The sequence below is a fragment of the Wolbachia endosymbiont (group A) of Volucella bombylans genome (assembly GCF_964026965.1).
GTDB classification, from domain to species: Bacteria; Pseudomonadota; Alphaproteobacteria; order Rickettsiales; family Anaplasmataceae; genus Wolbachia; species Wolbachia pipientis.
Genome location: NZ_OZ034717.1, coordinates 738,312 through 764,130, shown reverse-complemented (window position 1 = coordinate 764,130; position 25,819 = coordinate 738,312). Strand labels below are relative to the sequence as shown.

The following is a 25,819-nucleotide window of genomic DNA, read 5'->3' as shown; positions in this document are numbered from 1 at the left end:
TTAATGAGTAGTGCAATAAATAAACAATTGGTTATGAACTCTTTATTAATGGCCATTAATAGGCGTAAACCTGTTAAAAATCTACTGCTGCACAGTGACCAAGGTTCACAATATACTGCGCAAGGGTATCAATATCTCTTAGCTGTAAAGAATATAGATGAGTAATAAAGGCTGTTGTTACGACAATTCTGTTGCAGAAAGCTTCTTTAGCTCATTGAAAAGAGAAATACTTATTGATACTTCACAACACTCTGCTCAACAAACTAGAACTGCAATATTTGAATACATAGAAATTTTTTATAACAAACAACGTCACTATTAACTATTGCATTCCAGAACAATTTGATGCATCATTCTTTTTGTAAAAAACATTCCACACTTTCTCTCCACTTTTTCTGGGTAAGGTCAGTTAAATCCAGCTTAGGGTCGAGAAACTTAGATAAAGCCATAGTAAAAATACTGAGAAAAGATTAATAATTATACACTATTCTATACAAATATTGTATCCGTTCAGGAGAGTGGTTTAAGAAACAATAGATAGGAGATTTTGGAAAGGATTGAGACCCCTTTGTTTCCAAGTTAAGTATAATGAAATTATCCGCTCAAGGAATGTATTTCCCCGCTTTGATTGTGTAAAATATGAGTTTTTGCGATAAACGACATAATGCCGAATTTGCCGTTCAGCGTGGTTATTTGTCAGCGGAATATTTTCTGGGTCATCTAAAAATTTCCACATCATTCTTTCAGATCTCAGAACATTTTTTGCAACTCGAGAGGCTCCAATTGCTTCAGGTAAACGAGATATCTCCTTCAAGTAATACTTTGTACGTTTTCTTAATTTTCTGGCACGTCTGACAAACCTCAAAACATCTATCTCACTTTTTAGTAAAGCTTTTTTTAGTGCAAATAATTCAGTGGCCACGTTTCTCAAGTAACAACCCAGAACTTTAACTTCAATATTCCAACTATGTGCTAATCTTTCAAAATCTCTTGATAAATGTGCCCAACAGATTTGCCTGTTTTTATCGGCAAAATAATTGTATGCTGCATACCTGTCAGTTATTACCAAGCTATTGCGATTGCAGAATTTACTATTTTGTAAAACTTTCATTCCTCTTGACTCTGTAAATTTTACAAAACTTGCCGTATTGCTTGCAAACATCCAACACCAAGCGAGTTTACCTTTGTTATAATGGCTCGTTTCATCAATATGTAGAACTTTACTCCTACTTATCTCTTGTTCGATCTGCTCATACATTTTTTTGCATTTTGAAGCAACTCTATGTTCACTATTTGATATGCTACCGACGCTTATGTTCAAATTGAAGATATCATTTACGACACTCGCTATTTCGCGTTTTGAATTTTTGTAGAATCCGCTGAACGCTGCAATTATTGACTTAACCCTTGGACCAAATGTATCTGGCGTAACACCTTCCGGTAACTTGCTACTTCTTCTCTTTCCGCATCTCCGACAACGGCCATGTTCTAACTGATATTCCACTACATAAGGCTTGATTTCTGGAAGATCAACTTTCTGATGAATATATGGTTTTTCACATATTGCAATTTCTCCTCCGCATTCGCAAGTATTAGGCAACTCTATCTTTACTACTTTATCTGCATCCATGTTGGCGCGAAAACTTCCTTTATGACCAACCTGACCGCCAATATTCCTTTCGCTTTTCGGCTTATTCTTTTTTATTTTATACAACTCTTTGGAACTTGGTATTGATGAATTTTTTGAGCTTAAACCGAGTCTTTCTCTTAACTCAGCATTTTCTATCTTTAAAGCCTTATTTTCTGCTTTTAAACTTTCATTCTCTTTTTCCAATCTTTCTATTTTTGCTTCTAACCTTTCTATTTTTTGCTGTAAATTTTTGCAAAGTTCTAAAAGGTTTACCATATTATTTCACTTTTGCTCTATGATTATCTTTTTAGATCACCTTGTCTACCTTATTCTGCCACTCCGCTGAACGGATACATAAACACTAGCATCGGTTTGCGATGTAGATTCATCAGTGTTAGACCCAAATAACCATGAAAAAAAATCACTAAAAAATGATCCTATTAATGAAAAAGGCTTCATAAGTATACTAAACAAACTACCAAAAAAAGAGCTCGGCTGTTCTTCTGTTTGTGCAGGTTCTGTGGAAGCAACAGGACCTACATCGTTGTCTTGTACATCAGCTCCTTTTTCTCCATTGATGTCTTGCTCTCTCTGTGATTGATTTGAATCTTCCTCCTCTTCCTCTTCCTCTTGACCCCCTTCACTATCTGTCGCTGGCTCACCCACTGAACCATCATCAGATTCTTCTGCGGGTTGCAATAGAGTTTTTATTTCTTCGTTAGTAGTTAAATCTAAGGGAGTCTTTCCATCTTCATCTTTTATATTAACATCTGCTCCTGCTTTTATTAGGGCGTCTACTATTTCTTTGTTGTTATTTTGAGCAGCAAAATGTAAGGGAGTCCTGTTATCTTTATCTTGTGCATTAACATCGATTCCTTCTGCTCCCAGTAGAGCGTTCAATACATTTATATCTATGTTGTCCTTTTTAGCAGCCAAATGCAAAGGAGTCCTGTTATCTCCATCTTGTGTATTAACATTGATTCCTTCTGCTCTCAGTAGAGCGTTCAATACATTTATATCTATGTTGTCCTTTTTAAGAACAGAATGTAAAGGAGTATCTTTATTCTTATCTGCTAAATTAACATCGATTCCATGTTTTCCCAATAGGGCTTCTACTACCTCTTCATGGCCCTTTACAGCAGCCCAATGTAAAGGAGTCTTTCCATCTTGATCTTCTGCATTAACATTTGCTCCTTTGTCCAATAGGGCTTCTACTACCTCTTTATGGCCATGTGCAGCAGCAAAATGTAAAGGAGTACCTTCATATTTATCTTGTGCATTAACATCGATCCCATTTACTTTCAGTAGGGCTTCTACTACTTCTTGATGGCCCTCTTCAGCAGCCCTATGTAAAGGAGTGCTGTTATGTTCATCTATTGCATTAACATTTGCCCTATTATTTAGTAAAACTTCTACTACCTCTTTACGGCCCTCTTCAGCAGCTCGATGTAGAGGAGTCATATTTGCAAATCCTACTGCATTAACATTTGCCCCATTATCCAATAGATCTTTTACTATCTCTGCATAGCCATTTCCAGCAGCATAATGTAAAAGAGTGTTGTTATGTACATCTACTGCATTAACATCTGCTCCTTCACTTATTAGACTTTTTACTTTCTCAATATTACCTTCTAGAGCAGCCTTACGTAATTCAGCATTTATATCTCTGTTTGAATTGCTCATCCCATACCTCCTGTAAAACTATATTGTTATGATAAAGTCGTTAATAATCTATGAGCTCTCACCCCCTGTAAAATTATATTATCATGATAAAGTCATTAATAACCCATGAGCTCTGGATCACGCAAATAATGGTTATTCCCTGTGTTTTTCAGTACATTTGAGCTGGCTGTACATAAGAATTGCAATTGTAGAGCATGCTATTGTTAATAGTAAATTTGGTAAAATACCATAGCGAAAAAATTTTCCTACTATATATATTCCAATAGCCCCAAACATCATATTGCAGAATGAGAGAACTGCACTACCAAGCCCTATACCTTTGATCGTTTCTAAAGCAGAAGTTACGTTATTGCTTATTATTAATGCAAGTCCGATATTGGCTGGAATCCAAACAGTTTGAAGAATTAATATATTTAACTTGTCCGCGAAATAAAAATATACCAATAAACTATCGGATATTATCGGTAACACCAAACCTATTATTAGCATTTTGCTAACCCCTACTTTTGGTACATACCTTCTATTAATTAAAGTTCCAATTATGTAAAATATGACTATGATCGATATGAGGTAGCCAAAATACTGTACTTCAATGCCCATCGATTCAAATATGAACGGGTAGTTAGCAATGTATGCCCAAAGCCACATGAAAGTTAATCCATGAATGGCTGAAAACCCAAGGAAACGATAATTTCTAAATATTGATATATATTGCTTGCAGATATTAGTAGTTATGTTAGTTATACTGGTTTCATTTTTATTTACAGTGAGTGTTTCTTGTAACTTAAAGTAGATAAAAATAAGTATAGCAATTGCTGCAAGTGATATAATAAAAAACAAAAATTTCCAACTATACCCATGTGAAATTATATAACTGCCCACCACTGGAGCTATTCCAGGTGAGAGTGCCACAACCATATTTAATTTTGAAATGACTCTCGAGTATTCACTACCCGAGTACATATCCCTTATTGCTGCATACCCAACAACACCTGCAACACCAGCCCCTGTTCCTTGTATGAAGCGAATTAGTATCAAGAGCGCAATACTGTCGGCTATATAACACATGACACTTGCCAAAGTAAAAATTGTCATACCAATCAGCATCATTGGACGCCTACCATAATGGTCCGATAATGGACCATAAATTAATCCAGACACCGCAAATCCAACTAGATTCAAGCTAATTGTAAGCTGCACTACACTGCCTTCTACTTTAAAATAATTGGCAATGCTTGGTAGTGCAACTGAGTATAGGTCAGTTGCCATATCGACAATTGCTACAGACAATATCATAATAAGAGAGATGATATTTTGCGAAAGAGCTGTTTTCACTTAATGATTTATTGGTAAATATGCTTAATTATAATGTATTTTTTTCATTAGTATAAGTACAATGTTACATAGTAAACGATGTCATGCGAGTAGCGGACACTGAAATCTTAAGCTAAAATCATAAAAAGCACGAATTTCAATATCTTATCTTGAATTATTCACTTTAAGCTTTAAGTCTTCAACAGAAGATGCATTTGCCTCACTTACTACCTTTAGTGGTTCACCAAGATTATGCTCTATTTTTATATTATGCTCAGGATCGTACTCTATTCTTGTATCAAACTCAAAGCCCAATTTCTCACAAAGTTTTTTGAAATACTCAATAATCTTATTTATAATATAAGTAAGCTTATCAAACAAACCGTCATCACCAGCTTTATAGTTCTCTAACTCTTTAGGAATGGTAAGAAGTACTTTACCATCTTCATATACCACATTTTCACCTTCACATTTTAGTTTAAACTCCGCTGAACTGCAAAAACCTGGTGTTTCGATATATGTATAATCATCATAGTTAAGCATTTTTGTATATTTCATGCTAAAACTAAGCTTTATACAATTGGGTTCACGACAATCCATAATATACTCTCTTGTCATACAGTTGCTTTGCGTTAACAAATGAAAAGATCCAAGAGCGTGACTCATATCATTAGGAAGAAAATGAGTATATCCGACCTGATAATAGTTATTTATTAACTCCTCAATAATAGAGTTATTGGGAATTGTTGCACCAACGTGTTTAAACATTTCTGTAAAAATTTGTCTGAGAAATGGACGATAATTCCCTTTTCCGTTTTCATCCCGTAGAATTAGATTTTTATGGTTTGAATACAGATCGTTAATAAATTCGTTAGTTATTTTTTGTCCGTTAATAGCAAGGCCGTGTGTTCTATTAAGATCCTTATATGTTCCCTCACCAGAAATTACTTCGTCCCCAGTGTTAGCTTTGAAATCAGCATATTTGAGCTTCTTCACTTCAGCTTTCAACGCATTGACCATTTCCTTTGACATGTTATATCTCTACCATTAATACCTGTATATTAATTCTAGCACTTACTTTATTAAATTTCAATTACTAAATGAATTTATCACTTTCACTTCCGTATTTTCCAGCGAGTCACCGTAAGTCACTGCTTTTAGGTAAAACTTTTTTCCCCTTTGCACTTCGAAAGATATTATTGAATCATCAAGTAGAACAAATTTTTCACCTGCAGTGTGCTGATACTCTTTAGTACCTTCTTGTCCTCTGATTAGGTTACTAAGCTTATATTTATTTTTATCTATAAGTTCAGCATTCTGGAATTTCACTATCTCTTTTCCAACTAGTGCTAAATTTGAGTCCGCAATTGAAGTTATGTTTCCAAAACGTAACACTACTATAAGCCCCTCGTCGGTAGATTCCATTACATATCCGTAAGTAGACTGCTTGTTTGTGCTTGCAATAGGCTTATAATCCTTATCGTTGTACGAAATAAAGAGTGTTGCTCCCTTCCAATTCTTTTCCTCACTAATTAAAGTAAAGCTTGCACTATTACCTTTAATATCGGGTAAATCTATCATTTCTACGATGGTTTTGCTAATGTGAGAGGGAGGGTATTCCTTCAGCATAAGTGACCTTGTTGAAGGAAAAGAAAGCTTATATATAGAGTGATCATAACCAACGCCAATTACTTGAATGGACATGCTTTCGAATTTTGTTTTTATAATTCTCACCGTATGCTTTTTCTCACCGTCTAAAATCGTTATTACATCACTTGGCACAAGCCACGCATATTTTATCGGCAGCTTGAAATTGTATATATTTCTCTCTTGCCACGAAGAATAAAGTAAAACCTCAGCTATATTTTGCGCCTCTCCCTCCTCCATAATGAGCGGTATTTCAACTGTTATAGCAGCGCCTTGCTTTGGCAACTCAGCATATTTAACATCAATTGGATAGCCAAAATTGCGATTAAAATAAACGACGTTAACTTTATTGTTTAAATCTAATTGACTGATATTAGCAAGTTTTGAATTGTTACTGAAAACCATTTCACCAATTGGTATTCCAGTCGTAACTCCCCTGCCCTTTTGGACAAATTTCAGTTTAGAGTCCTGTTCAACCACATCAAAAAAATAGCAACTTTGCAGCATTTTAATAATTGAACGTACCGATTGCTGGTCGTTTATCACATACCCAGACAATAACCCTTTGACGTTGCTTGTATCGAACTGATCGCTTTTTAAACCTGTTTTTTGTAACAGATCCGATAAAACATCGGAAATATTAAGCTGTGAAAGCTTTCCCTGAATCCAATGTCCTGTCTGCCAATTATGGCAGTCAGCCCACACATCACATAAATTGGGAAAGTAAGGAAATGGCCTTGCATCCCATGCCCAGAGAAACATTTTTTCTACCATTTCTGAACTTTGCCACTTTTTTAGCGTTCCTTCAATTGCAATTTTTTGCGAAAGAAAGCTCACCTCTCCGTTTGAATATCGTGGATATTTGCTCTCTATGCTGCCTTTGTCAACAAACACATTTGGCTCATTAGTGCAGCCGTTCATACTGGGAAATCCATACTCAGTAAACCATATTTTTTTCATTTTTGGTTGCCATTTCGTTTTACTACCACCTGGATTTATGTGAGTTTCACTCCACCATTTTGCTATGTTTTTCCACGCATACCTGCTGTCGTTATACTTTACTCTTTCAGGCTCACCCTTTGAGTAATCATAGAAATAATCATACCCCACTCCACTGCTCCAACCACCCATTACATCTTCCGCGGAATAACCAAAAGGAGGCTCTGGACCATCAGTCAGTGGAAAATAAGCATCTATGCCAACAACGTCGATATACTCTGAAGACCACAGTTCATCCATATTATACCAACCATCATATGAATGGTATTCGCTCCAATCTGCAGCGTAGGTAACTGTTACTTCTTTTCCAAGATTAAGTTTTATCTGCTTTGCAAGCTTGACCAGCTCTATAACGGCAGGGTAATTCCCTTGTTCATCCCTGATTTTGGTAAGTTGCGCAAATTCAGAACCAATGATAAACCCTTCCACTTTAGTTTGTTTGGCAATGCTTGCATAATGCTCTATAAATTTGTTGTACTGATTCTTAAAAAAATCACTTATATCTTCAGGAGTCCCGCTCAACCTTCCTCGCCACTCTTTGTTCTTTGTATCAAGTAAGGGCATTGGATAGAGCATCACCTTGTAGCCTCTGCTGTGTAGCTCTTCTATATATCTTATCAACGCTGCATCACTAACTGTGCCACCATACCTTGGGTTTCCACTCGCATCTTTTGAAATTAGCTGAGCATTATCTCTGGTTACACCCCCTACTTGCCAATCATCAGGTAATATTGCGGAATCATCTTGAAATTCAACTGCAGGATATATTTTACAATCTTTAATGTTCAGATCATTCACAAACCAATTGACTACTACCGATACCCACTCAACATTTGGTAAATCTCCCTTTAATTGATCCAAAGAAAGCATTGCATCGCTCTTTTTAGTGTGGTTGTTGTGATTTACCCTTTGCGCCAGCCCATATGGGATATATTGGTTGCTGCTTATTTTCTCTTGCGCGATTTTCTTCTGTATTTTTGTATCATATACAAACTCACCTGAACCTGGTATGATATTGATATTCCGAATATTTTTTGCTACTGAAAATTCATTTGACTTTACTGCAGTTTGCACTTCAAACGTAAATACCGGAACATGATTATTATAGTCTGCTAAAGGAAAATTCTTGATGACTATGTAAGATATTCCCCTATAAGCCGGCACATTCCCCTCTCCTTCAATTGATGACATAAATGGATCAGGATTTTGGTCTTCTCTGCCGCTGTAAAAAGTATAATCTATTTCATCAAAGCTAAGTGATGTTGTATCTGCCCAGATTCTGTTTAATTTTTCTACTTTCCCCTTGCAGATCGCAATTGCAAGCGTTGCGTAGTAATTATATGTAACGTTCATACCTCTTCCAATTTTGCTTTTGGTGGTTATCGCCTCTTCTTTTATTGGCTGTGACCAAATAATGTTCCCTGCAACACGAGCAGTGCCATAGATAATTGGAATCGTTCTGCCGTAGGTTGAGGTTTGAACTTGCAGATTTTTTAGTCTCGCACCATGCGTTACTTTTTGCTCGGCATCAAGGCCGAACATTGCCCCATCTAGCTGTGAACCAAGAAGAGCACCGAGTTCTGAGCCGATAATCCGGCCAATTGGACCAAAAATGCTGCCTGCTTGACCAAAAATTGATGATAAAATTATTGTAGACATGGTAATCCTCCTTTTGATAGATTTTTTTGAAATTGTTGAGAAAAGATCCAAGTGTCACGCTACTTGGATGACACCTATAACCTTGTCATCCCAGTGCTTCCTCCTTTGTCATCCCAGTGCTCCGACACTGGGATCTAGGAATTTTAATTGTAAGCAAGCACACTGAGTTGATAAGTATAAAAATGGCTGAAAAATAAACATTTTTGATGAGGTCACATAGAAAGCTGGATCCAAGTAGTCAAGGCACTTGGATGACAAGAAAGGGGCTACTCGGATAACAGATACTATGATAAGAAATTCAATAACTTACAATGAATAATTGAAGTTTTTAATTAAGAAAAGCACATGGTGTAGCTATAATTATTGTAAGCAACAATGAAAAAGTACGGAAGTGAAAAATTACCACTCTCATGGCAATCACTTCACCAGCGGCAAAGTGATACCATGCTGATTCATATATTTTCCTTTCATATCATCATATGATTTCTCGCATTCACTTTCGCCGCTTAAAAATACGAATTGGCATGCGCCTTCATTAGCGTAAATTTTCGCAGGAAGTGGAGTGGTGTTTGAGAATTCGAGTGTGACATGACCTTCCCATCCAGGTTCTAAGGGAGTAACGTTTACTATAATTCCACACCTTGCGTAAGTTGATTTACCAACACAAATGACCAGTACATTCCTTGGTATACGGAAATATTCCACTGTACTTGCAAGCACAAAGCTATTTGGTGGAATTATGCATACGTCTGTTTCTTTATCTATAAAACTATTCTCAGAGAAATTTTTAGGGTCCACGATGGCTGAATTAACGTTAGTAAAAATCTTAAATTTATTATCCACTCTTGCGTCGTAACCATAAGATGATAGTCCGAAAGATATGACACCTTTGCTGCTTTTGTGATTCACAAAAGGCTCTATCATTCCAAAATTTTCAGCTTTTTCTCTTATCCATTTATCTGGCATAACTGCCATAATTGCCCCTTAAAGTTGTGTAATACTTACAATAATATAAAATAAAATTTAAATGTAAACTGTAGCTTTTGTCATGCAATTAAAGCTTTTCAGTTTGATTTTTTGTTACAATAATTAGATTTATGTTCTTAACTAAAAATAATGCTTAGAAACTTTCTCCTGATTTTTGTATTCGTATTATTCATGCCGCTGTCAAATGCTGATGCCAGGAAATACATCAGAATTGTTGGGTCTTCAACTGTTTTTCCTTTTATCTCATTTATAGCCGAGGAGTTCAATCGTGTATTCTCCTTTAAGACTCCAGTTGTGGAATCGATAGGAAGTGGATCAGGATTCAAAATGTTTTGCTCAGGAATAGGGGAAGACACTCCAGACATCACCACTTCATCTCGCCCTATGAAGGAAGTAGAAAGAGAACTATGTAAAAGAAATAAAATTAATGAAGTGATAGAGATCATCATTGGCTATGATGGAATTGTCATTGCAAATTCAAATCAAAGCCATAGATTTGATTTCACAAAGAAGGACTTATTTGAAACTTTATCTGCATATTCTCAAGAAAATGATAAATTAGTAAAAAATAATAAGAAGTTTTGGTCTGATGTAAATCAAGCCTTACCAAAAACAGAAATTGAAATTTATGGTCCACATCAAAATACAGGCACATACGAAACTTTGGTTAATTCTATTATGCTTGATCAATATTCATGCATGAACTCGAGAATTTTCAAAGAGAATTATAAAGATCAGGAAGAAAGAAAGCAAGCATGTGGTAATATAAGGGATGACGGAAGGTATATAGAAGTTGGAATTAATGAAAACATAATAATACAAAAATTGAAAAGTAACAAGAACGCTTTAGGGATATTTAGTTTTAGCTTTTTAATGAGGAATCAAGATAAAATACAAGGGAGCACAATTGCAGGAATTGAGCCAACTTACGAAAATATATCATCGGGAAAATATATATTAGCAAGACCTCTATACCTTTATATAAAGAAAGAACACCTGGATACTGTTGATGGATTAAGAGAATTCATAAAAGAAATTATAGATTCGATCGGCATTGAAGATGGGTACCTATCTAGGCTTGGTCTAATTCCACTTTCAAGTGAAGATATAAAGAAAGCTTCAGCAAAGGTTTATGATATAACGTGACGGCAACGTTTCTTTTATATTCTTTGTTCTAGCGTAGTCAGACCCAGCGCGGCGCGCTGGGATGACAATGGATTACTAATTAGACAGTTCTGCGTTGTTGCAACACCCCAGAAACAACCGGGTCCGAGCTTTTCGTATTTGGGCTTTCTGATTTCTCACAAACTCCTCCAATATAAGCTAGTACAGCCAATGCTGAAACTGCTAAAACTTCTAAAACTTCTAAAACTTCTAAAACTAATGCAACTACAGGATATGCCAGCACATAGGCTGCAATAGCACCAACTACGCATAGTCCAACAACGCCCAGAGCGATCTTCCCTTTGTGTTCACTCCAGAAGTTTGTATCGTTTTTTTCTGGGGTTTTGTTGTCTGCAGTTGGTGCAGAGTTTACGGTGTTTTGATCTAGATCAGTGTCATCTATAAAGTTAAGATCATCATTCTCAGACGGATCCTGATTGATTTCTTGTGAAAATCGAGTCGCATACTCTTTATCCCATGCTATCTGATCATTAATCTTGGCATTATCTAGTTCATTTTTACTAAGTTTTTCCTCAAATTCTTGAATCAAATCTTGAAAGCATTGCTCACCTACTCCAGGTATTTTAGCAAAACGTTTTTGTGCACATGTAAGTTTATCCATTACATAGTTATTTCCATTGGGCTCGAACCCAAGGAGCCCTGGAGAAGCAGCATCAAACATTAATTTAAAGCTTTCTTTTATCTTTTCCACATCTTCTTGGTTCAATTCTTCACTATATTCAACTTTCAGAGGATAAACTAAAAGGGCATCTACTCTTCCACTACTCCAATATACCTCTCGCTCTAAAACCCTTTCTACATCTTCACCACAATTCTCTAATGCTGCTTTAACTTGATCAATATCAAGGTTTTCTATTGCTTCTTGTAAGTTGGAATCAAGATCCATTACCCACTTGTGATCTTCTATTTTTTGAACAACTTGTACAAGAGCAAAATATTCTGTGCTATGAGGGTCAAATTTTCCTTGAAAGCGTTTAAGATCATCTATTGTATCCGTAAAATATGGTTGATCTTCAAAAGATTTTGTTACCTTGTAATCACACAAAAAATCACGAGTTTTTTGATCAGCTTCCTCCCAAATTAGTTCAATGATCTCGACTTTAGTGTTAACGCTAGCTTCAGAACAGTCAATAACAAAATCTAAAATGGTACCTTTGTTACTAGTCAAAGTCCCCTCGTGGTTCAAAACTGCTTGTATATCATTATGTTCACCATTGTTGAATATGTCCTGGACTTTTTGAAAATTGCCATCCCAGACTGCCCGTCTTAATGAACCTAGAATTTTTTCTTGTGCATCAGTTAATTCAACCATATCTTACCTCTAATAAAAATTTAATTATCACACATATTTACAAGTAAATCAAGTATGTTGTTAATAACTGTTAATAAAGGCCAACAAAATGCTTGACGTTAGAGTAGCTTTTATGGCTTTGTATAGCGAGGAAGTAACTCTATGAAAAATCATCAACGTTTACAAAATTTGCGTTCAATTGTATTTATTGTGGGAATATTCCTATTGCTGTTTAGCTTAGCAATGCTTATTCCTGCTATTACCAATAAGTATCTCAGCTACGAATGGAAAAATTTCCTCGCTGGATTCATAATTACCTGCACATCTGGCGCAATTTTTATTTTACTCGGTAAATTAAGTAGATTGCATGGAATGCCAGCAATTTTTGCGATTACTAGTTGCACCTGGATTGCCTTGTCTCTGTTTGCAGCTATTCCTTTCTATTTTGATAATCTGAGCTATGTTGATGCATTGTTTGAAACGATATCTGGCATCACAACCACAGGAGCAACTATATTTAATGATATTGAAAAACAATCTCCAGGAATACTGCTATGGAGAGCAATGCTACATGGCATGGGGGGTTTTGGTGTAATCACTTTAGGAATTGCAGTTTTTCCTATGTTTAAGGTTCTCAGCCTAAATAATTTACTTTATTCTGAATATTCAGATGCTACCAAAAGGAAGTTGCCGAACACGCGAAGCGTAGTGATTCATGTTACAGCAATATATTATGGCTTAATTTTGTTATGCATATTTTCCTATTATCTAGCTGGTATGCCACTATTTGATGCAATATGCCACGGAATGTCCTCTGTATCAACTGGTGGATTTGCTAACTATAACGATTCTATAGGGCACTACAATAACCCTATGTTAGAAGTCATAACGATCATTTTTATGATTTTGGGTTCTCTGCCTTTTCTTAGCTATTTAAAAATTATAAGACGATTAGACATTTGCTATGATGAACAGGTCTCTTACTTTGTTAAGATAGCTATTGTTTCATCTTTATTTGCTTGTTTTTGGTTGTATAAAAATGTTGATTTAGGAGTGTCATTATCATTTAGATGCAGCACATTTACCATCACCTCTTTAATTACGTCAACTGGTTATGCAATCTGTAATCATATAGATTGGAGTTTCATTTCAGTCTTAGCTTTTTTTCTAACCTTTGTTGGTGGATGTAGTGGTTCTTCAAGTGGTGGTGTCAAAATCTTCCGCTTGATTGTTCTTTTAAGGTCTATAAGAAATTACTTTTACCTTTTATTAAACCCTGATGCAGACAATGGAGTAAAATTCAATGGAAAAATTCTGGAGAATGATGAAGTTCACTCTGTCTTTATATTTTTTGCAATTTTCATGTTAACGTTTACCATTTCATCAATAGTGATGTCTTACTTAAGCAATGCAGACTTTATAACTAGCATCAGTTCAGTCTCTGCAACGCTTACAAACTCTGGCCCGGGATTTAGTAATTTAATAGGCCCTTCGGGTAATTATTCCTCTTTCAGTAATGAAGTAAAATTATTTCTATCGTTTTTAATGCTGCTTGGCAGACTTGAAATATTGCCAATCTATTTTTGTATAGGTAATTTATTCTTATTTAATAGAAAGAAATAGTTGGTGAAGTTGTGAAATTTGATATTATAGCTAAACTGACTTACGACAATTTGAAAAACCGTCATTCCGCTACTCGTTAGCGATATCTATACCGCGAATAAATCCACAGATGTACGAACATTGTGATTTGGGCACACCAGGAAGAATGTCATCCAAGTAGCCCCTTTCTCGTCATCCCGCTACTTGTTAGCGGGATCTATGCTAAGAGATACCGCGAATGAATCGCGGCATGACGGTTCGCGGCGGTATAGCTATAGATAGTATTAGCTATTTAATAAAAAGATCGTAGCTAAACCAAGAAATATAAAAGCTGAGAGAATATCAGTTGTTGCCGATGTTAGGATTGAAGAAGAAACGGCAGGGTCAGACTTTAAGCGATGAAGCATTATAGGAATGAAAGTTCCGATGAACGTTGCAATAATTGACATCATAATCATGGAGACCACAAAAATCATCTCCACTTTGAAGTTGTGAAACCTTATTGCTAACACTACTAATGAAATAGTAGATAAGATCACCCCGTTTATAAGACCTATTAAAAATTCTTTCATCAGTATTCTTTTTGCATTTTGCTCAGTTAGATATTTTGTTGCGATTGCCCGGATGGTTAGCGTTACTGTTTGGGATCCTGCATTTCCGCTCATTGATGCAATTATCGGCATGATTATTGGCAGCACTATAAAACTTTTTATTACATCATCGAAAAAGCCAACTACTATGGAACACATTGTTGCAGCTAAGAGGTTAAACAGTAACCAAGGTAGCCTTTTAATTATAGTTTTATGTATAGGGGCATTTATATCGGCTTTAGAAGATACACCGCTTATTTTGAGTACATCCTCTTCTGTTTCTTGTTGAACAACTTTTATCACATCTTCAATTAAGATCACACCAATAATTTTACCATTCTTATTTACTACCGGAGCCGATAATAGAGAGTAATCTTTAAATATTCTTGCTACTTCCTCTTGGTCTATTCCAGTTTTAATGATTTTTATGTCATGATCCATTATCTCTTTTATTATTGTGTCTCCTGAGTGAGATATTACCTTATTTAAATTAACACTGCCTATAGGCTCTAATTTTGAGTTGATAATGAATATCTGGTGAAATTTTTCTGGTATTTTTTTATAGTTGCACACAAATTTTGTCAGTTGATTTATTGTCCAATAATATGGAGCTATAACCATATCTTTATGTATTAACCTTCCTGCACTTTCTTCTGGATATGATAGCAACTCCTCTACCGATTTCTGAGTTTTGCTGGGCAAATAGTAAAGTATATTTTCTACAGACTTTCTATCTAAATCTTTCACTATGGTTACTATATCTTCTACATCAAGGAGCATTAGTAACTTTGCTGTATTTTCTATTCCCAATGTTTCTATGATCTCTATTTGTAAATCTGGCACTACATGCACTAGGGCATCACTTAACAAATGTTGATCGAGGATATTAACTAATTTCTCCCTGTGATCACTGATCGAAGTAGATAAAAAATAAGCTAACTGAACACTGTCTATCGTTTTTACAATATTACGAACATTCTCTAGCTCCTCGTTATCAAGTGACTCTATTAAGTCATCAATAGCCTTTTTGTCTAAACCATAATGGGAACTTATTTCAATATTCATTACTTTACCTTGTTTTTTAATAAATATACGCGCTTGATTTCCTTAAACATTAAAGTATAATGAAATTATTTAAATTAACTATCATATGGTTAAATTTCTATTTTGTTTACTGTTATTGTTATTGATAGTAAATATATTAAAATCTAAAGTATAATGAAAACTTATCCAGAAATTCTTGAACACTTTCAAAGCTTAAATAAAAGTATTTCTCTTATCAGGAGGTGTCTTTGACATAGAAAAATTAAAGTTGCGTCTTGAAGAGCTTGACTCCCAAGCGTCGAATGATGACCTATGGCAAGATAACCAAAAAGCACAAGAAGTTTTAAAAGAACGTTCTAAAATTAAGAATGACGTAGAGTCGTTTTTAAAGCTGGAAAGCGATTACAACGATGCCATCAGCTTAATGAAGTCTGCTATTGATGAAAATGATGAAGAATTTTTCTCTGAAGTTGAAAATGAATTAGCTAAGCTAGAGAAATTAATCAAGTATAAAGAAACAGAGTCCTTATTTACTGGTGAAGCAGATAATAATAACTGCTTTTTAGAAATCCACTCAGGAGCTGGCGGAACCGAGAGCAATGATTGGGCTGAAATGCTGATGCGCATGTATATAAGGTGGGCAGAAATTTATCACAACTTTAAAGTTGAAGTTGTAGAAAAATTAGAAGGAGAGTCAGTTGGTATAAAGTCTGCAATGATAAAAATCGTTGGAGAAAAAGCTTATGGGTGGGCAAAAAGTGAAAGTGGAATTCACAGGCTGGTTAGAATATCGCCATTTGATGCAAATGGTAAACGTCATACCAGTTTTGCAAGTGTAGGAGTAACTCCAGTGATAGAAGATTCAATTGATATTGCTGTGGATGAAAAGGATCTAAAGATCGACACCTATCGTGCTTCCGGAGCAGGCGGTCAGCATGTGAACAAAACTGAAAGTGCAGTACGCATTACGCATATTCCAACTGGTGTTGTAGTTCAATGCCAAAATGGTCGTTCTCAACACAGAAATAAAGATGAGGCATTGAAATTACTTAAAGGACGTTTATACCAAATTGAACTGGAAAAGAAAGAACAAAAGATGGCTGAAGAATATGGTAAAAAATGCGATATAGGCTGGGGCAATCAGATCAGATCGTACGTTATGCATCCATATCAAATGGTGAAGGATTTAAGAACCGGACATGAAGTGGGCAATATAAATTCTGTTTTTGATGGTAATATAGATTGTTTCATAGTTAGTGTGCTTACTAAGCAAAATTAAGAATTCATTTGGAGTTGACTTTACTTGCTGTGATAGGTGATAATTAAAAATACTATTTAAAATTAGAGGTAAAGTTATTGCAATGAACTATAAGCAATGGGAAGAAATATTAAGTACAGTTAATAAAGAAGTGACCTTACCCAGAAAAAGTGGAGAGAAAGTGTGGAATGTTTTTTACAAAAAGAATGATGCATCAAATTGTTCTGGAATGCAATAGTTAATAGTGACGTTGTTTGTTATAAAAAATTTCTATGTATTCAAATATTGCAGTTCTAGTTTGTTGAGCAGAGTGTTGTGAAGTATCAATAAGTATTTCTCTTTTCAATGAGCTAAAGAAGCTTTCTGCAACAGAATTGTCGTAACAACAGCCTTTATTACTCATCTATATTCTTTACAGCTAAGAGATATTGATACCCTTGCGCAGTATATTGTGAACCTTGGTCACTGTGCAGCAGTAGATTTTTAACAGGTTTACGCCTATTAATGGCCATTAATAAAGAGTTCATAACCAATTGTTTATTTATTGCACTACTCATTAACTACCATACGTGAGAATTATTGCTGCCAAATATAGCCATCCCTCCTTGGTTTTGATGTAAGTAATCCCATACTTTATTTGGTTGATCAACAATAAAGTTTTGATCTAGTATATTGGGAGCTACAGCTCTATTATCTGTTTGTTGTTTTTTAATTTTAAACTTTCTTCTCAGTATAGCCCTGATGTCATTTTTCTGCATAATACTTTGCACCGTTTTCAAATTGCAACTTTTACCCAAAGCCTTCAATTCAGCATGAATTTTAGGAGCTCCATATCTACATTTAGAAACTTGATATATTTTTTGAATAGCTTCGAGTAGCTCTTTATTTGCTGATTCTCTACTGCTTATTTTTCTTGTGGTCCACTTATAGTAGCCACTAGCAGAAAATCCTACATAATTCCTGTACTTTATAGCAGTTACTATGCTCTTTTATAAAAAAATATTTTACTCTTTTTGACTGGCCAGGGCTTTTTTTTAAATGTCTCTTTCCCTTGTTACTCTTGCTAACTCTCTTTGTAAATCAAACCTCTCTTTGTCGTAAGGAGCCATGTTACCTCTACCTGGAAATGCATCTGCTGCCGACTTTTTTTCGTTGTGTTTCTTTATCCATTTTCCTAATAAACCACCCTTTATTCCTAAATCCTTTGCTATTTTTGTAATTGTTTGACCTGCCTTTCTTTGTTCATTTGCCAGTTTAACAGCTTCCAATTTGAATTCTGCTGTATATTCTCTTACCATTTCTAATCCTCCAAAATTTTATTTTACCCAAAAAAACTCTTTTCTTTCTCTCCACTTTTTCTGGGTAAGGTCAGAAATTTAATGATCCAGGATATACTCCTTTGTTAAGGGAGATTGAGCATTTTCGAATATTTCTTGAGTGCTTCCAGACTCAACAATTCTGCCATTATGAAAGAAAATTACACTATCAGATAACTTTTTAGCTTGCTTCATTGAATGAGTCACCATAATTATAGTAAATCTTAATTTCAGCTCTTGTATAAGATTTTCGATTGCATTGGTTGCCATTGGATCAAGAGCAGAGCACGGTTCATCCATTAATAAAATAGTTGGCTTCACTGCAATTGCGCGAGCGATGCATAGCCTCTGTTGTTGGCCACCGGATAAATTGAGTGCACTATCTTGCAATCTGTCTTTCAATTCTTCCCATAAACCAACCTTGGTTAAACTATTTTCCACCATCTCATTCAATTTTTGCTTATCCTTCGCCATACCATGCAGTTTTGGTCCATAAGCAACATTGTCGTATATTGATTTTGGAAAAGGATTTGGCTTTTGAAATACCATGCCAACTTTTGCTCTGAGTAGCACAACATCCATATCGCGTGAATATATATCACCCAGCCCATCGATATCTAATTCACCAACAGTTTTGCATCCAGGTACATAGTCATTCATACGATTAAAACAACGCAAAAATGTTGATTTACCGCACCCGGATGGTCCGATAAAAGTAGTAACTTTTCTTTTATAAATATTCAAATTTATATCGAATAAAACTTGCTTAGAGCCGTACCAGAGATTTAAATCTTTAACAGAGGCACGTGTATTGCTCATATCACATCCTGCATTGAATAGAGCCCCGGAATTTCTCTTTTATTTTCGTATAGCCATACTGCTGCTTGAACAGCTCCTCTAGCAAATGTTGTGCGATCAATTGCTTTGTGGTTTAGTTCTATCCGTTCATCAGAATTGACAAACATCACGCTGTGATCTCCTATTACTCCACCTCCACGAGATACCGCAAAACCTATTCCCCCCTTTTTTCTTATGTTTGAACCACTATGTAAATATTGATTGGACTGAAAATCCACTTTTGAAGCGTTAGCAATTGTTTTGCCAAGTTCTATAGCTGTTCCAGATGGTGAATCCTTTTTTAAGTTATGATGCATTTCCCAAATCTCAACGTCATATTCATTACCTAAAAGCTCAGCAGCTTTTTTTACCAATTTCAGCAACACATTAACCCCAACACTCATATTTGCTGACCATAATATTGGAACTTCAGCAGCATATTCTTTCAAATCGACACCTTCTATTCCAGTTGTGCCACTAACCAGCGGTGTTTTAAATTTTACAGCTGCTTTAAGGCAGTCTAACATACATTCTTTAGTTGTAAAATCTATTACAACGTCGGATAACTCAAATATGCCACTAATAGAACTTGTAACTTTAATTCCTAGATTGGCTATAATTGGTCCAATATCTGAATCTATGTACTTACTGCCTGAACGGGCAACAGCACCTGCTATTTCCACTTTGGTATTTGTAATTAATTCATTGAGTATTTTCTTGCCCATCCTGCCTAAGCAGCCTATTACTCCAACTCTGATTTTCATAAAGCTTTTTACGTTTATTAAGAATGTTAGGCCTTTTTTTAAGCTCTGTCACTTCTGATCTATATTCTATAGCTAACACGTCATACCACGATTCATTAGCGGTATCTCGGCATAGATCCCGCTAACACGTAGCGGAATGATGGTTTTTCAAATTGTCGTAAGTCAGTTTAGCTATATATGACTCATTTCTTTACTGTAACTTAACAAGAACTGGTCTGTAGCTAATAGTTATTGATAATAAGGGTAATTAACTTTGATAAGAATCTTTTCTGTGTTCAATTGAAGTCTGTATGTTCTGGAATATCTATATAGTAAATTATGCGGTAATCGTAGACTACGCTGCCCACTTAAATTATGCCACAAAGGTTTTCCAAGTGTAACCGTTCACAGATTTCCACTTAATTCTTCAATCTCACTAATAGAAAGGCCAGTAAACTTGACAATAGTGTTGACATCAACATTATTAGCCAGCATTGCTTTTGTGACTTCAATTTCCCTTTCTTTTCTACCTTCCTCTCTACCTTTCTCTTCAGCAAGATCAAGTCTGTATTCAAGAATGGCTTCTTTTTTGCGTAGATCCATTATCCTTTCTTCGTAAGCTACTAAATCTTTTTCGTTCCAACGAAACTTGTCTAATTCATCATATGCTAGCTTTATTATTGGTGCTTTTTCTGCTATCTCTTTTAAGTCCTCTTCTGTTGTTTCTTCTGCGTATTTAAAAAAGAAACACCACCTTTCTACTGTACTTTCTAGCTGCTCTACTTTACTTTTTGAAAATTTGGGCAATTCTATAAAGATAAATTGAAAATCTTTTAAGTAATGGCCGTTGGTTTTTATATCACGTATATTATGAGTAGAGATATAATCAACTTCTTCAGGAAGTAAGTTACAATTGGAAATAGCAATAAAGAAGACTTTCTTTAAATCAATGTAGTTGCCAGATTTATCTAATTGTCTTGAGTAAGCCTTAGCAGCATACAGTTGGGCACGTTTCTCAAAACCTTTATCACGAGCAAGCTGGTTAGGTAAGGAAGTAGTATTGCTACTACTCCCTCCCTTAGAAACGCAGCATGCAGGTTTCCCCACACTACGCTTGAGCCCCTTATCTAAGTCCTTCTTTTCTCGAACCGGCTTGTCCTTCATGATTCCTCAGAAAACATCATTCTTAATGGTGACACCAACAGTAGAGAACCTTCTCTTGAGAAAGAGCTTGCTAACATTTTTGTTTGTTTCACTCTTTCATCAAAATACTTTTTCCATTTTAAGTCAAGTGGATTTGCATCCGCCCTGATTTTAACATGTCGTCTGATAGGTATATCAATCAACCTAAGCAGTCTTAAATACCTTATCTCTTTCGGTTTGTTCTTGCATATGGGTGCAGCAAAGACCCATTGGCGTTGTTTCATTACCTTGAAGTAACGATTCTTTATCCAACGTAATCCTTTACGAGGATGTCTTTTCTTTGCCCATTTCCATAGAGCACACATAATTTCATGGTCTATTTTGTTAAAAGCTCTTTTCGCACACACATGGCTGTAGTAATTTCCCCATCCCCTTAATAGGGAATTGAGCAACTTGATTAGTACGGCCTGAGTGTTCGCTATGTTTGCCTTTATCAATGTACGTGCTTTATTAAGAAGTTTCTTAATACTTTCTTTTGAAGGTTTTATAATTAACTTCTTATTATACCTGCGTACATTACAACCAAGAAAGTCAAACCCTGTTGTAATAGATGTAATTTTTGTTTTCTCTTCGGAAAGGATAAGACCTCTCTCCTGAAGAAAGGACGATACTAGAGGTTTTACTTCATTTTCCAGTACTTCACGTGTGATTCCTGAAATGATAAAGTCATCTGCGTACCTGATTACATTTACTCCACTTCTGATTTTGCTTCTTCTTTTACTGCCAAGTTTACCAAATTGACTTTCCAATGATTTTTCAAGTCCATTTAGGGCTAGATTTGCTAGTATTGGAGAGATGATACTACCTTGTGGGGTACCTGCAGTTGTGGAATACAGAGTTTTTGATTCTAGGAAGCCAGCTTTTAACCAGCTATGAAGAATTTTCTTCTCCATAGGAATATGCTTCATGAGCCATTCATGGTTAATGTTATCAAAACACCCTTTAATATCACCTTCGAGTATCCATTGTAGTTGGTTACGGCTTGCCAGTAACAAGTGACAAGCCACAGTAGCGTCTGCGCAGGATCTTTTTGGTCTAAAACCATAAGAGTGACGATCACTGATCGTTTCAGCTATCGGTTCCAAAGCAAACAAGTATAATGCTTGCATGGCTCTATCTTTTATCGTAGGGATTCCAAGAGGTCTTCTTTTGCCATTAGACTTACTGATGTATATCCGTTTTAGCGGAGAAGGTTTGTATCCTCTTTGTTTTAATAGCTTTATTCCTTGAAATTTTGTGTTGCAAGTCGACCATATTTGACGATCTACACCTGCTGTGTTTTTTCCTTGGTTTTCAGTTACTCTCTTAACCGCCAAAGCTTTGCCGCTAAAAGAGCGTGTGAGAAGGTGTTGTAAAGTTTTCACCTTACCCCATCTGCCTTGTTGGACAGCCTTAACAATACGCCTCTGTAGCCTCATAACAACTTTTTGGCATTTCTTCCAGGGTAACTGGTTCCATGCTTCGGAGTTATTGGTAGGTGCACTTACAGTTGTACTTGTAATCATCTGCTTTCCTACCTTAAGTGGTTAACAAAGTTTCTTGTCATGAGGGACCAAATGGAAGTCTGCTCGTTTTCACGCGAATTAATGTTACAAATTCTATCCATTTCGTTACAAAATGGCATTCGCTTTCTCCATTATCCTTTACCTGCACATCCATCAGCATTCCTTGCGGGTTGCCTGCCATATAGGCGAAAATACAGGCTTATCCTGTTCCTTTTGTCATACAATAGTGGGTTAGGTGGCTTCTCTATACCGGTGGAATTATTATTTGCGTACATCCAGAAATGAAAAATGTAACTCATCCACATTACCTTTTGGTCGGAGCTTATCAGCATCTTTAGCTCTTTAATCGTTACGATACTTATGAAGCTTCACTTACGTTCACCATACCACTAAGCCTAGCCCTCCAACCACATGATGCTTGTAGTTTATGCTTTCTCTCACGATTGAGCATCTTCTTTATCAAGAGGAGGTTCATTGTCCGCGTCGCTCGGCACCAACTGGTTACCCAATTCGCACTGATGCGTAGACTCAGATGGCAAAACATCTGGTTCAATAAGCTTTAGAATCCTTTCAGTTTCTTTCTGAATGAATTCCTCTCCTTTTAAACAATATGACCGAAGGCTTTCAGGTCGCACCATTTCAATCACATACCTGGCCCCACTAGAATCCCTGCAAAGAACATCAACTATACTTTGTTTATCAGATGCAATTTCAGGATCCATTATAGTACTGAGGAATTCCACTTCTTGTATAGTATTTATCTCAGTAAACCCTAAAATATCATTCAAAAAATGTATGAGAATATTCTTATTTTTTTCAGTGCCAAATATTTTTTTGAAGGTCAAATCCAGCTTAGGGTCGAGAAACTTAGATAAAGCCATAGCCAAAGTGCTTAAAAATATTAATAATTATACACTATTATTAACAATTATTCAACCATATTTTTGAAGATAGCTATAGCTAACACGTCATAACCGCCACGAACCGTCATACCGCGATTCATTCGCGGTATCTCGGCATAGATTCCGCTAACTAGTAGCGGGATGACGATTGTCGGTGAACCTAAGTTACTTTAGCTATAGGCAGCAATTTTCTGTATTTATTTTAAATTGAAGAAAGCTCAAATGAAAGATCGTGTTTTGCTAAAATCACAGAATGCAGTCTGGTTACACCTTATCTTTGTTAGCTATAGCAAGTAACTGTATTTGTAATATGACAAATCACCTGTTGAAAAATCATTTTATGATCCAAGTCAGTTTTTTTACAGGTAACTTCTAAGCTTATCAATTTTTCCAAGATCTTCTTAAGTTCTGAAAGTTGCAAACTTTTCAAATGAGATTTAAAACTCTGCAATTGTTTAAAAAACAATGGAGGGCTTAGCTGATCAATCGCAGCCTGCTCACTCATTCCACCTTGCACTGACAGCAAAACGGTTTCAAGGCGTAGGAAATAATTTGATATAATGCGAATTAGTGCTATCGGTGAAAAATTTTCTTGCGATATCAATGCATCAGAAATTCTAATGAAACGCGACATATCTTTACTTGCTATGGCAGAGCATAGATCATCAAGTGTAGCATAGTCGTTGCCGGAAGTTGAAAAGCATAATTCTATATCAGTAAGTTTTAGGTCTTTTCTCTCCCCTAAGTATAAAACTAACTTCTCAAGTTCTGAACATATAGGCAGCTTGCTATGATTAAAGTAAGATTGCAAATGGTAGATTATCTCATTTGTGCATTTTATATCATTTTGTTTTAAGTAACTTGATATAATATCATAAAGATTGCTGTTGCTGTCTTTATAGCAAGCAATCACACCAAAAATTTTTGAACTCTCCATATAACTTTTGGTTGCAGAATTGTGTGGAAGATCAGTTGCTGTCATCATTACATAATGACCACTTGCATTATAATCCAATACGTTTTTTAACTCTTTGGATATACCTCCACTCACATTTATCAGTTTAATTAATTTTTTGCTGGTAAACATCGAAATGTTTGCCAATTCAGAAAATAGTAAACCGGGTGACTTATTCACTATTGCAAAATCCATCACCTGAACTGAATACTCATCCAAACTGGCAATTATTTCTTGTACATAAAAATCAACCCTACTGTTATCACTTCCATGAATTAACACACCACGTAAAGCATCAGGTTTCTCTAGGAATCTTTTAACTTTGGATGGTGTAACCCTCATGCCACCTATATGATATCATTCTCATTTGATTGTACATGAGTGTCCAAAGACTCTGAGCTTTCTTGTACAATATCATCTGCCGTACTCTGCACATTATCCGACTCTTCTGTTTTTCCTGTAATATAATTATAAAATTTTTTCACAGGTTGAGATATATATTTGGAAAAAAATCCTTCTTCGCTCATATTGCTTACTCCATAAAATTAACGACTTATCATTAGCATATAAATAATAGTATAGCAAAAACTATTTTGTGCTAAGATAGTGATGTTTTATAATGAGTATATTACAAAATTATTAACATTCGAGATTAAAATTAAGCCAACCTGCTTAATACTAGCCTTATAAAATAAGCGATAATTAAATATACGGCTGCAACAAGTATAATTGCAGGTCCAGTTAACAAATCAAAACTTGCAGATAACATGAGACCTGATATCCCAGAGATCACAGAAAAAACTGTTGCAACAATAATCATCTGCATCGGAGTTTTCGAAATGAGCCTTGCAGATGCTGCTGGTATTAGCAAAAATGCAGCAATAAGTAATATTCCTATTAATTGGGCAGCAATTGCTATAAATATAGCAAGAGTGATTAAAAATTCTAGTCTAACAAAGGTAACATTAATTTTTTCAACTACTGCTAAATCTTGATTAATTGAAATCATTAACCAATAACGCCATCTAAATATTAATATCAAAGTAACTACTGCAGAGGTTAAAAAAATCAATACTATATCACTTTGATCGAGCGTTAATATATCACCAAACAGTGAGCTAATAATACTATTATTGCCAGATGGAAGAAAAGACATAAGTATTAAACTCGATGATAAAACTACATTGGTAACAATGTTCAATATCGTATCAGCAGAATATAATCTGTTAAAATTAAGAGAAAGTAGTATAGCAAATGTAATTGCAATGAGCATTATGCTAAGCGATGGGCTAATCTTAAAGATTAAAGCAAGTGCAACACCAAGCAACGAAGAATGGGACAAACTATCACCAAGATAAGATAACCTTTGCCATATCATAAACGATCCTAAAGCGCCTGTTACTAGGCTAATTACAACTACTGCAACTAGACTGTTGATGAAAAAATCCTGGGTAAACATTTCAAACATG

Annotated in this window: 26 protein-coding genes and 1 pseudogene; 6 read left to right on the top strand and 21 right to left on the bottom strand. The window is 35.5% G+C overall.

Going from position 1 to position 25,819, the window contains the following annotated elements; translation table 11 throughout:
* The first annotated feature begins 3 nt into the window (after positions 1 to 3).
* Positions 4 to 165, top strand: coding sequence for a DDE-type integrase/transposase/recombinase (locus AAGD51_RS07225; protein ID WP_010082071.1), 162 nt, complete (start codon positions 4 to 6; stop codon positions 163 to 165).
* Complete coding sequence (locus tag AAGD51_RS03740; protein WP_010082072.1) at positions 158 to 322, top strand: IS3 family transposase; 165 nt, start codon at positions 158 to 160, stop codon at positions 320 to 322. The genes AAGD51_RS07225 and AAGD51_RS03740 overlap by 8 nt, the downstream gene beginning before the upstream one ends.
* Positions 323 to 523: 201 nt before the next feature.
* On the opposite strand, the gene AAGD51_RS03735 is transcribed toward AAGD51_RS03740, so the two are convergent.
* The 6 genes from AAGD51_RS03735 to dcd all read right to left on the bottom strand — a co-directional run bounded on the left by AAGD51_RS03735 (position 524) and on the right by dcd (position 9,907).
* Positions 524 to 1,906, bottom strand: coding sequence for an IS66-like element ISWen3 family transposase (locus tag AAGD51_RS03735; protein ID WP_007548562.1), 1,383 nt, complete (start codon positions 1,904 to 1,906; stop codon positions 524 to 526).
* Positions 1,907 to 1,951: 45 nt separating this feature from the next.
* On the bottom strand, positions 1,952 to 3,313 hold the full coding sequence (locus tag AAGD51_RS03730) for an ankyrin repeat domain-containing protein (protein WP_341810370.1): 1,362 nt from the start codon (positions 3,311 to 3,313) through the stop codon (positions 1,952 to 1,954).
* 132 nt (positions 3,314 to 3,445) lie between these two features.
* Positions 3,446 to 4,609, bottom strand: coding sequence for a multidrug effflux MFS transporter (locus tag AAGD51_RS03725; RefSeq protein WP_006279533.1), 1,164 nt, complete (start codon positions 4,607 to 4,609; stop codon positions 3,446 to 3,448).
* Between the two features lie 183 nt (positions 4,610 to 4,792).
* A complete protein-coding gene (locus AAGD51_RS03720; RefSeq protein WP_236514844.1) occupies positions 4,793 to 5,659 on the bottom strand; it encodes a hypothetical protein in 867 nt (288 codons plus the stop codon).
* Between the two features lie 57 nt (positions 5,660 to 5,716).
* The gene (locus AAGD51_RS03715) at positions 5,717 to 8,932 is read right to left on the bottom strand and encodes a glycoside hydrolase TIM-barrel-like domain-containing protein (RefSeq protein ID WP_236514845.1); all 3,216 of its coding nucleotides are present in this window, start codon (positions 8,930 to 8,932) and stop codon (positions 5,717 to 5,719) included.
* 417 nt (positions 8,933 to 9,349) lie between these two features.
* Positions 9,350 to 9,907, bottom strand: coding sequence for a dCTP deaminase (gene dcd, locus AAGD51_RS03710; protein WP_006280485.1), 558 nt, complete (start codon positions 9,905 to 9,907; stop codon positions 9,350 to 9,352).
* A gap of 141 nt (positions 9,908 to 10,048) precedes the next feature.
* On the opposite strand from dcd, the gene AAGD51_RS03705 reads away from it, so the two are divergent.
* Positions 10,049 to 11,065 carry a substrate-binding domain-containing protein gene (locus tag AAGD51_RS03705; RefSeq protein ID WP_236514846.1) on the top strand — a complete coding sequence of 339 codons (1,017 nt, stop codon included), beginning with the start codon at positions 10,049 to 10,051 and terminating at the stop codon, positions 11,063 to 11,065.
* 79 nt (positions 11,066 to 11,144) lie between these two features.
* Here the strand turns inward: AAGD51_RS03705 and AAGD51_RS03700 are convergent, their stop codons facing one another.
* The gene (locus AAGD51_RS03700) at positions 11,145 to 12,416 is read right to left on the bottom strand and encodes a hypothetical protein (RefSeq protein ID WP_341810369.1); all 1,272 of its coding nucleotides are present in this window, start codon (positions 12,414 to 12,416) and stop codon (positions 11,145 to 11,147) included.
* Positions 12,417 to 12,557: 141 nt separating this feature from the next.
* Between AAGD51_RS03700 and AAGD51_RS03695 the strand changes: the two genes are divergently transcribed.
* Entirely contained in the window at positions 12,558 to 14,018 is a 1,461-nt protein-coding gene (locus AAGD51_RS03695; protein WP_236514849.1) for a TrkH family potassium uptake protein, read from the top strand.
* Between the two features lie 263 nt (positions 14,019 to 14,281).
* On the opposite strand, the gene mgtE is transcribed toward AAGD51_RS03695, so the two are convergent.
* Positions 14,282 to 15,652, bottom strand: a complete 1,371-nt coding sequence (gene mgtE / locus AAGD51_RS03690; RefSeq protein WP_151808106.1) for a magnesium transporter — start codon at positions 15,650 to 15,652, stop codon at positions 14,282 to 14,284.
* Positions 15,653 to 15,805: 153 nt separating this feature from the next.
* Between mgtE and prfB the strand changes: the two genes are divergently transcribed.
* Positions 15,806 to 16,910, top strand: a protein-coding gene (prfB, locus tag AAGD51_RS03685) for a peptide chain release factor 2 (RefSeq protein WP_141456981.1) whose coding sequence is annotated in 2 segments (ribosomal slippage) — positions 15,806 to 15,880 and positions 15,882 to 16,910 — 1,104 coding nt in all. Because the reading frame shifts where the segments join, the coding sequence is not laid out codon by codon here.
* 82 nt (positions 16,911 to 16,992) lie between these two features.
* On the top strand, positions 16,993 to 17,127 hold the full coding sequence (locus AAGD51_RS03680) for a hypothetical protein (protein ID WP_255703194.1): 135 nt from the start codon (positions 16,993 to 16,995) through the stop codon (positions 17,125 to 17,127).
* On the opposite strand, the gene AAGD51_RS03675 is transcribed toward AAGD51_RS03680, so the two are convergent.
* The 13 genes and pseudogenes from AAGD51_RS03675 to AAGD51_RS03620 all read right to left on the bottom strand — a co-directional run bounded on the left by AAGD51_RS03675 (position 17,128) and on the right by AAGD51_RS03620 (position 25,818).
* Positions 17,128 to 17,292: an IS3 family transposase gene (locus tag AAGD51_RS03675; RefSeq protein WP_010082072.1), complete on the bottom strand. Its 165-nt coding sequence runs from the start codon at positions 17,290 to 17,292 to the stop codon at positions 17,128 to 17,130.
* On the bottom strand, positions 17,285 to 17,401 hold the full coding sequence (locus AAGD51_RS07220) for a hypothetical protein (RefSeq protein ID WP_406722028.1): 117 nt from the start codon (positions 17,399 to 17,401) through the stop codon (positions 17,285 to 17,287). The genes AAGD51_RS03675 and AAGD51_RS07220 overlap by 8 nt, the downstream gene beginning before the upstream one ends.
* A gap of 48 nt (positions 17,402 to 17,449) precedes the next feature.
* Positions 17,450 to 17,746: an IS3 family transposase gene (locus tag AAGD51_RS03670; protein WP_094189604.1), complete on the bottom strand. Its 297-nt coding sequence runs from the start codon at positions 17,744 to 17,746 to the stop codon at positions 17,450 to 17,452.
* 177 nt (positions 17,747 to 17,923) lie between these two features.
* A complete protein-coding gene (locus AAGD51_RS03665; RefSeq protein ID WP_065106809.1) occupies positions 17,924 to 18,187 on the bottom strand; it encodes a transposase in 264 nt (87 codons plus the stop codon).
* 78 nt (positions 18,188 to 18,265) lie between these two features.
* Positions 18,266 to 19,024, bottom strand: coding sequence for a phosphate ABC transporter ATP-binding protein PstB (gene pstB, locus AAGD51_RS03660; protein ID WP_065094809.1), 759 nt, complete (start codon positions 19,022 to 19,024; stop codon positions 18,266 to 18,268).
* Positions 19,021 to 19,806 (bottom strand): 4-hydroxy-tetrahydrodipicolinate reductase, encoded by a 786-nt coding sequence (gene dapB, locus AAGD51_RS03655; protein WP_006279993.1) that lies wholly within the window; start codon positions 19,804 to 19,806, stop codon positions 19,021 to 19,023. Before dapB ends, pstB begins: the two co-directional genes overlap by 4 nt.
* A 384-nt stretch (positions 19,807 to 20,190) precedes the next feature.
* On the bottom strand, positions 20,191 to 20,949 hold the full coding sequence (locus AAGD51_RS03650) for an Rpn family recombination-promoting nuclease/putative transposase (protein WP_341810367.1): 759 nt from the start codon (positions 20,947 to 20,949) through the stop codon (positions 20,191 to 20,193).
* Complete coding sequence (gene ltrA, locus AAGD51_RS03645; protein ID WP_006280223.1) at positions 20,946 to 22,493, bottom strand: group II intron reverse transcriptase/maturase; 1,548 nt, start codon at positions 22,491 to 22,493, stop codon at positions 20,946 to 20,948. Before ltrA ends, AAGD51_RS03650 begins: the two co-directional genes overlap by 4 nt.
* A gap of 37 nt (positions 22,494 to 22,530) precedes the next feature.
* Entirely contained in the window at positions 22,531 to 22,674 is a 144-nt protein-coding gene (locus tag AAGD51_RS03640; protein ID WP_173862902.1) for a hypothetical protein, read from the bottom strand.
* A gap of 454 nt (positions 22,675 to 23,128) precedes the next feature.
* Positions 23,129 to 23,374 (bottom strand): annotated as a pseudogene (locus AAGD51_RS03635) (PD-(D/E)XK nuclease family transposase); the annotation flags it as partial.
* 301 nt (positions 23,375 to 23,675) lie between these two features.
* The gene (gene holA / locus AAGD51_RS03630; RefSeq protein WP_006279994.1) at positions 23,676 to 24,692 is read right to left on the bottom strand and encodes a DNA polymerase III subunit delta; all 1,017 of its coding nucleotides are present in this window, start codon (positions 24,690 to 24,692) and stop codon (positions 23,676 to 23,678) included.
* A 5-nt stretch (positions 24,693 to 24,697) separates the two neighbouring features.
* Positions 24,698 to 24,877, bottom strand: a complete 180-nt coding sequence (locus AAGD51_RS03625) for a hypothetical protein (protein ID WP_007548716.1) — start codon at positions 24,875 to 24,877, stop codon at positions 24,698 to 24,700.
* Positions 24,878 to 25,008: 131 nt separating this feature from the next.
* Positions 25,009 to 25,818 (bottom strand): metal ABC transporter permease, encoded by an 810-nt coding sequence (locus AAGD51_RS03620; protein ID WP_049973644.1) that lies wholly within the window; start codon positions 25,816 to 25,818, stop codon positions 25,009 to 25,011.
* Position 25,819: the final 1 nt, after the last annotated feature.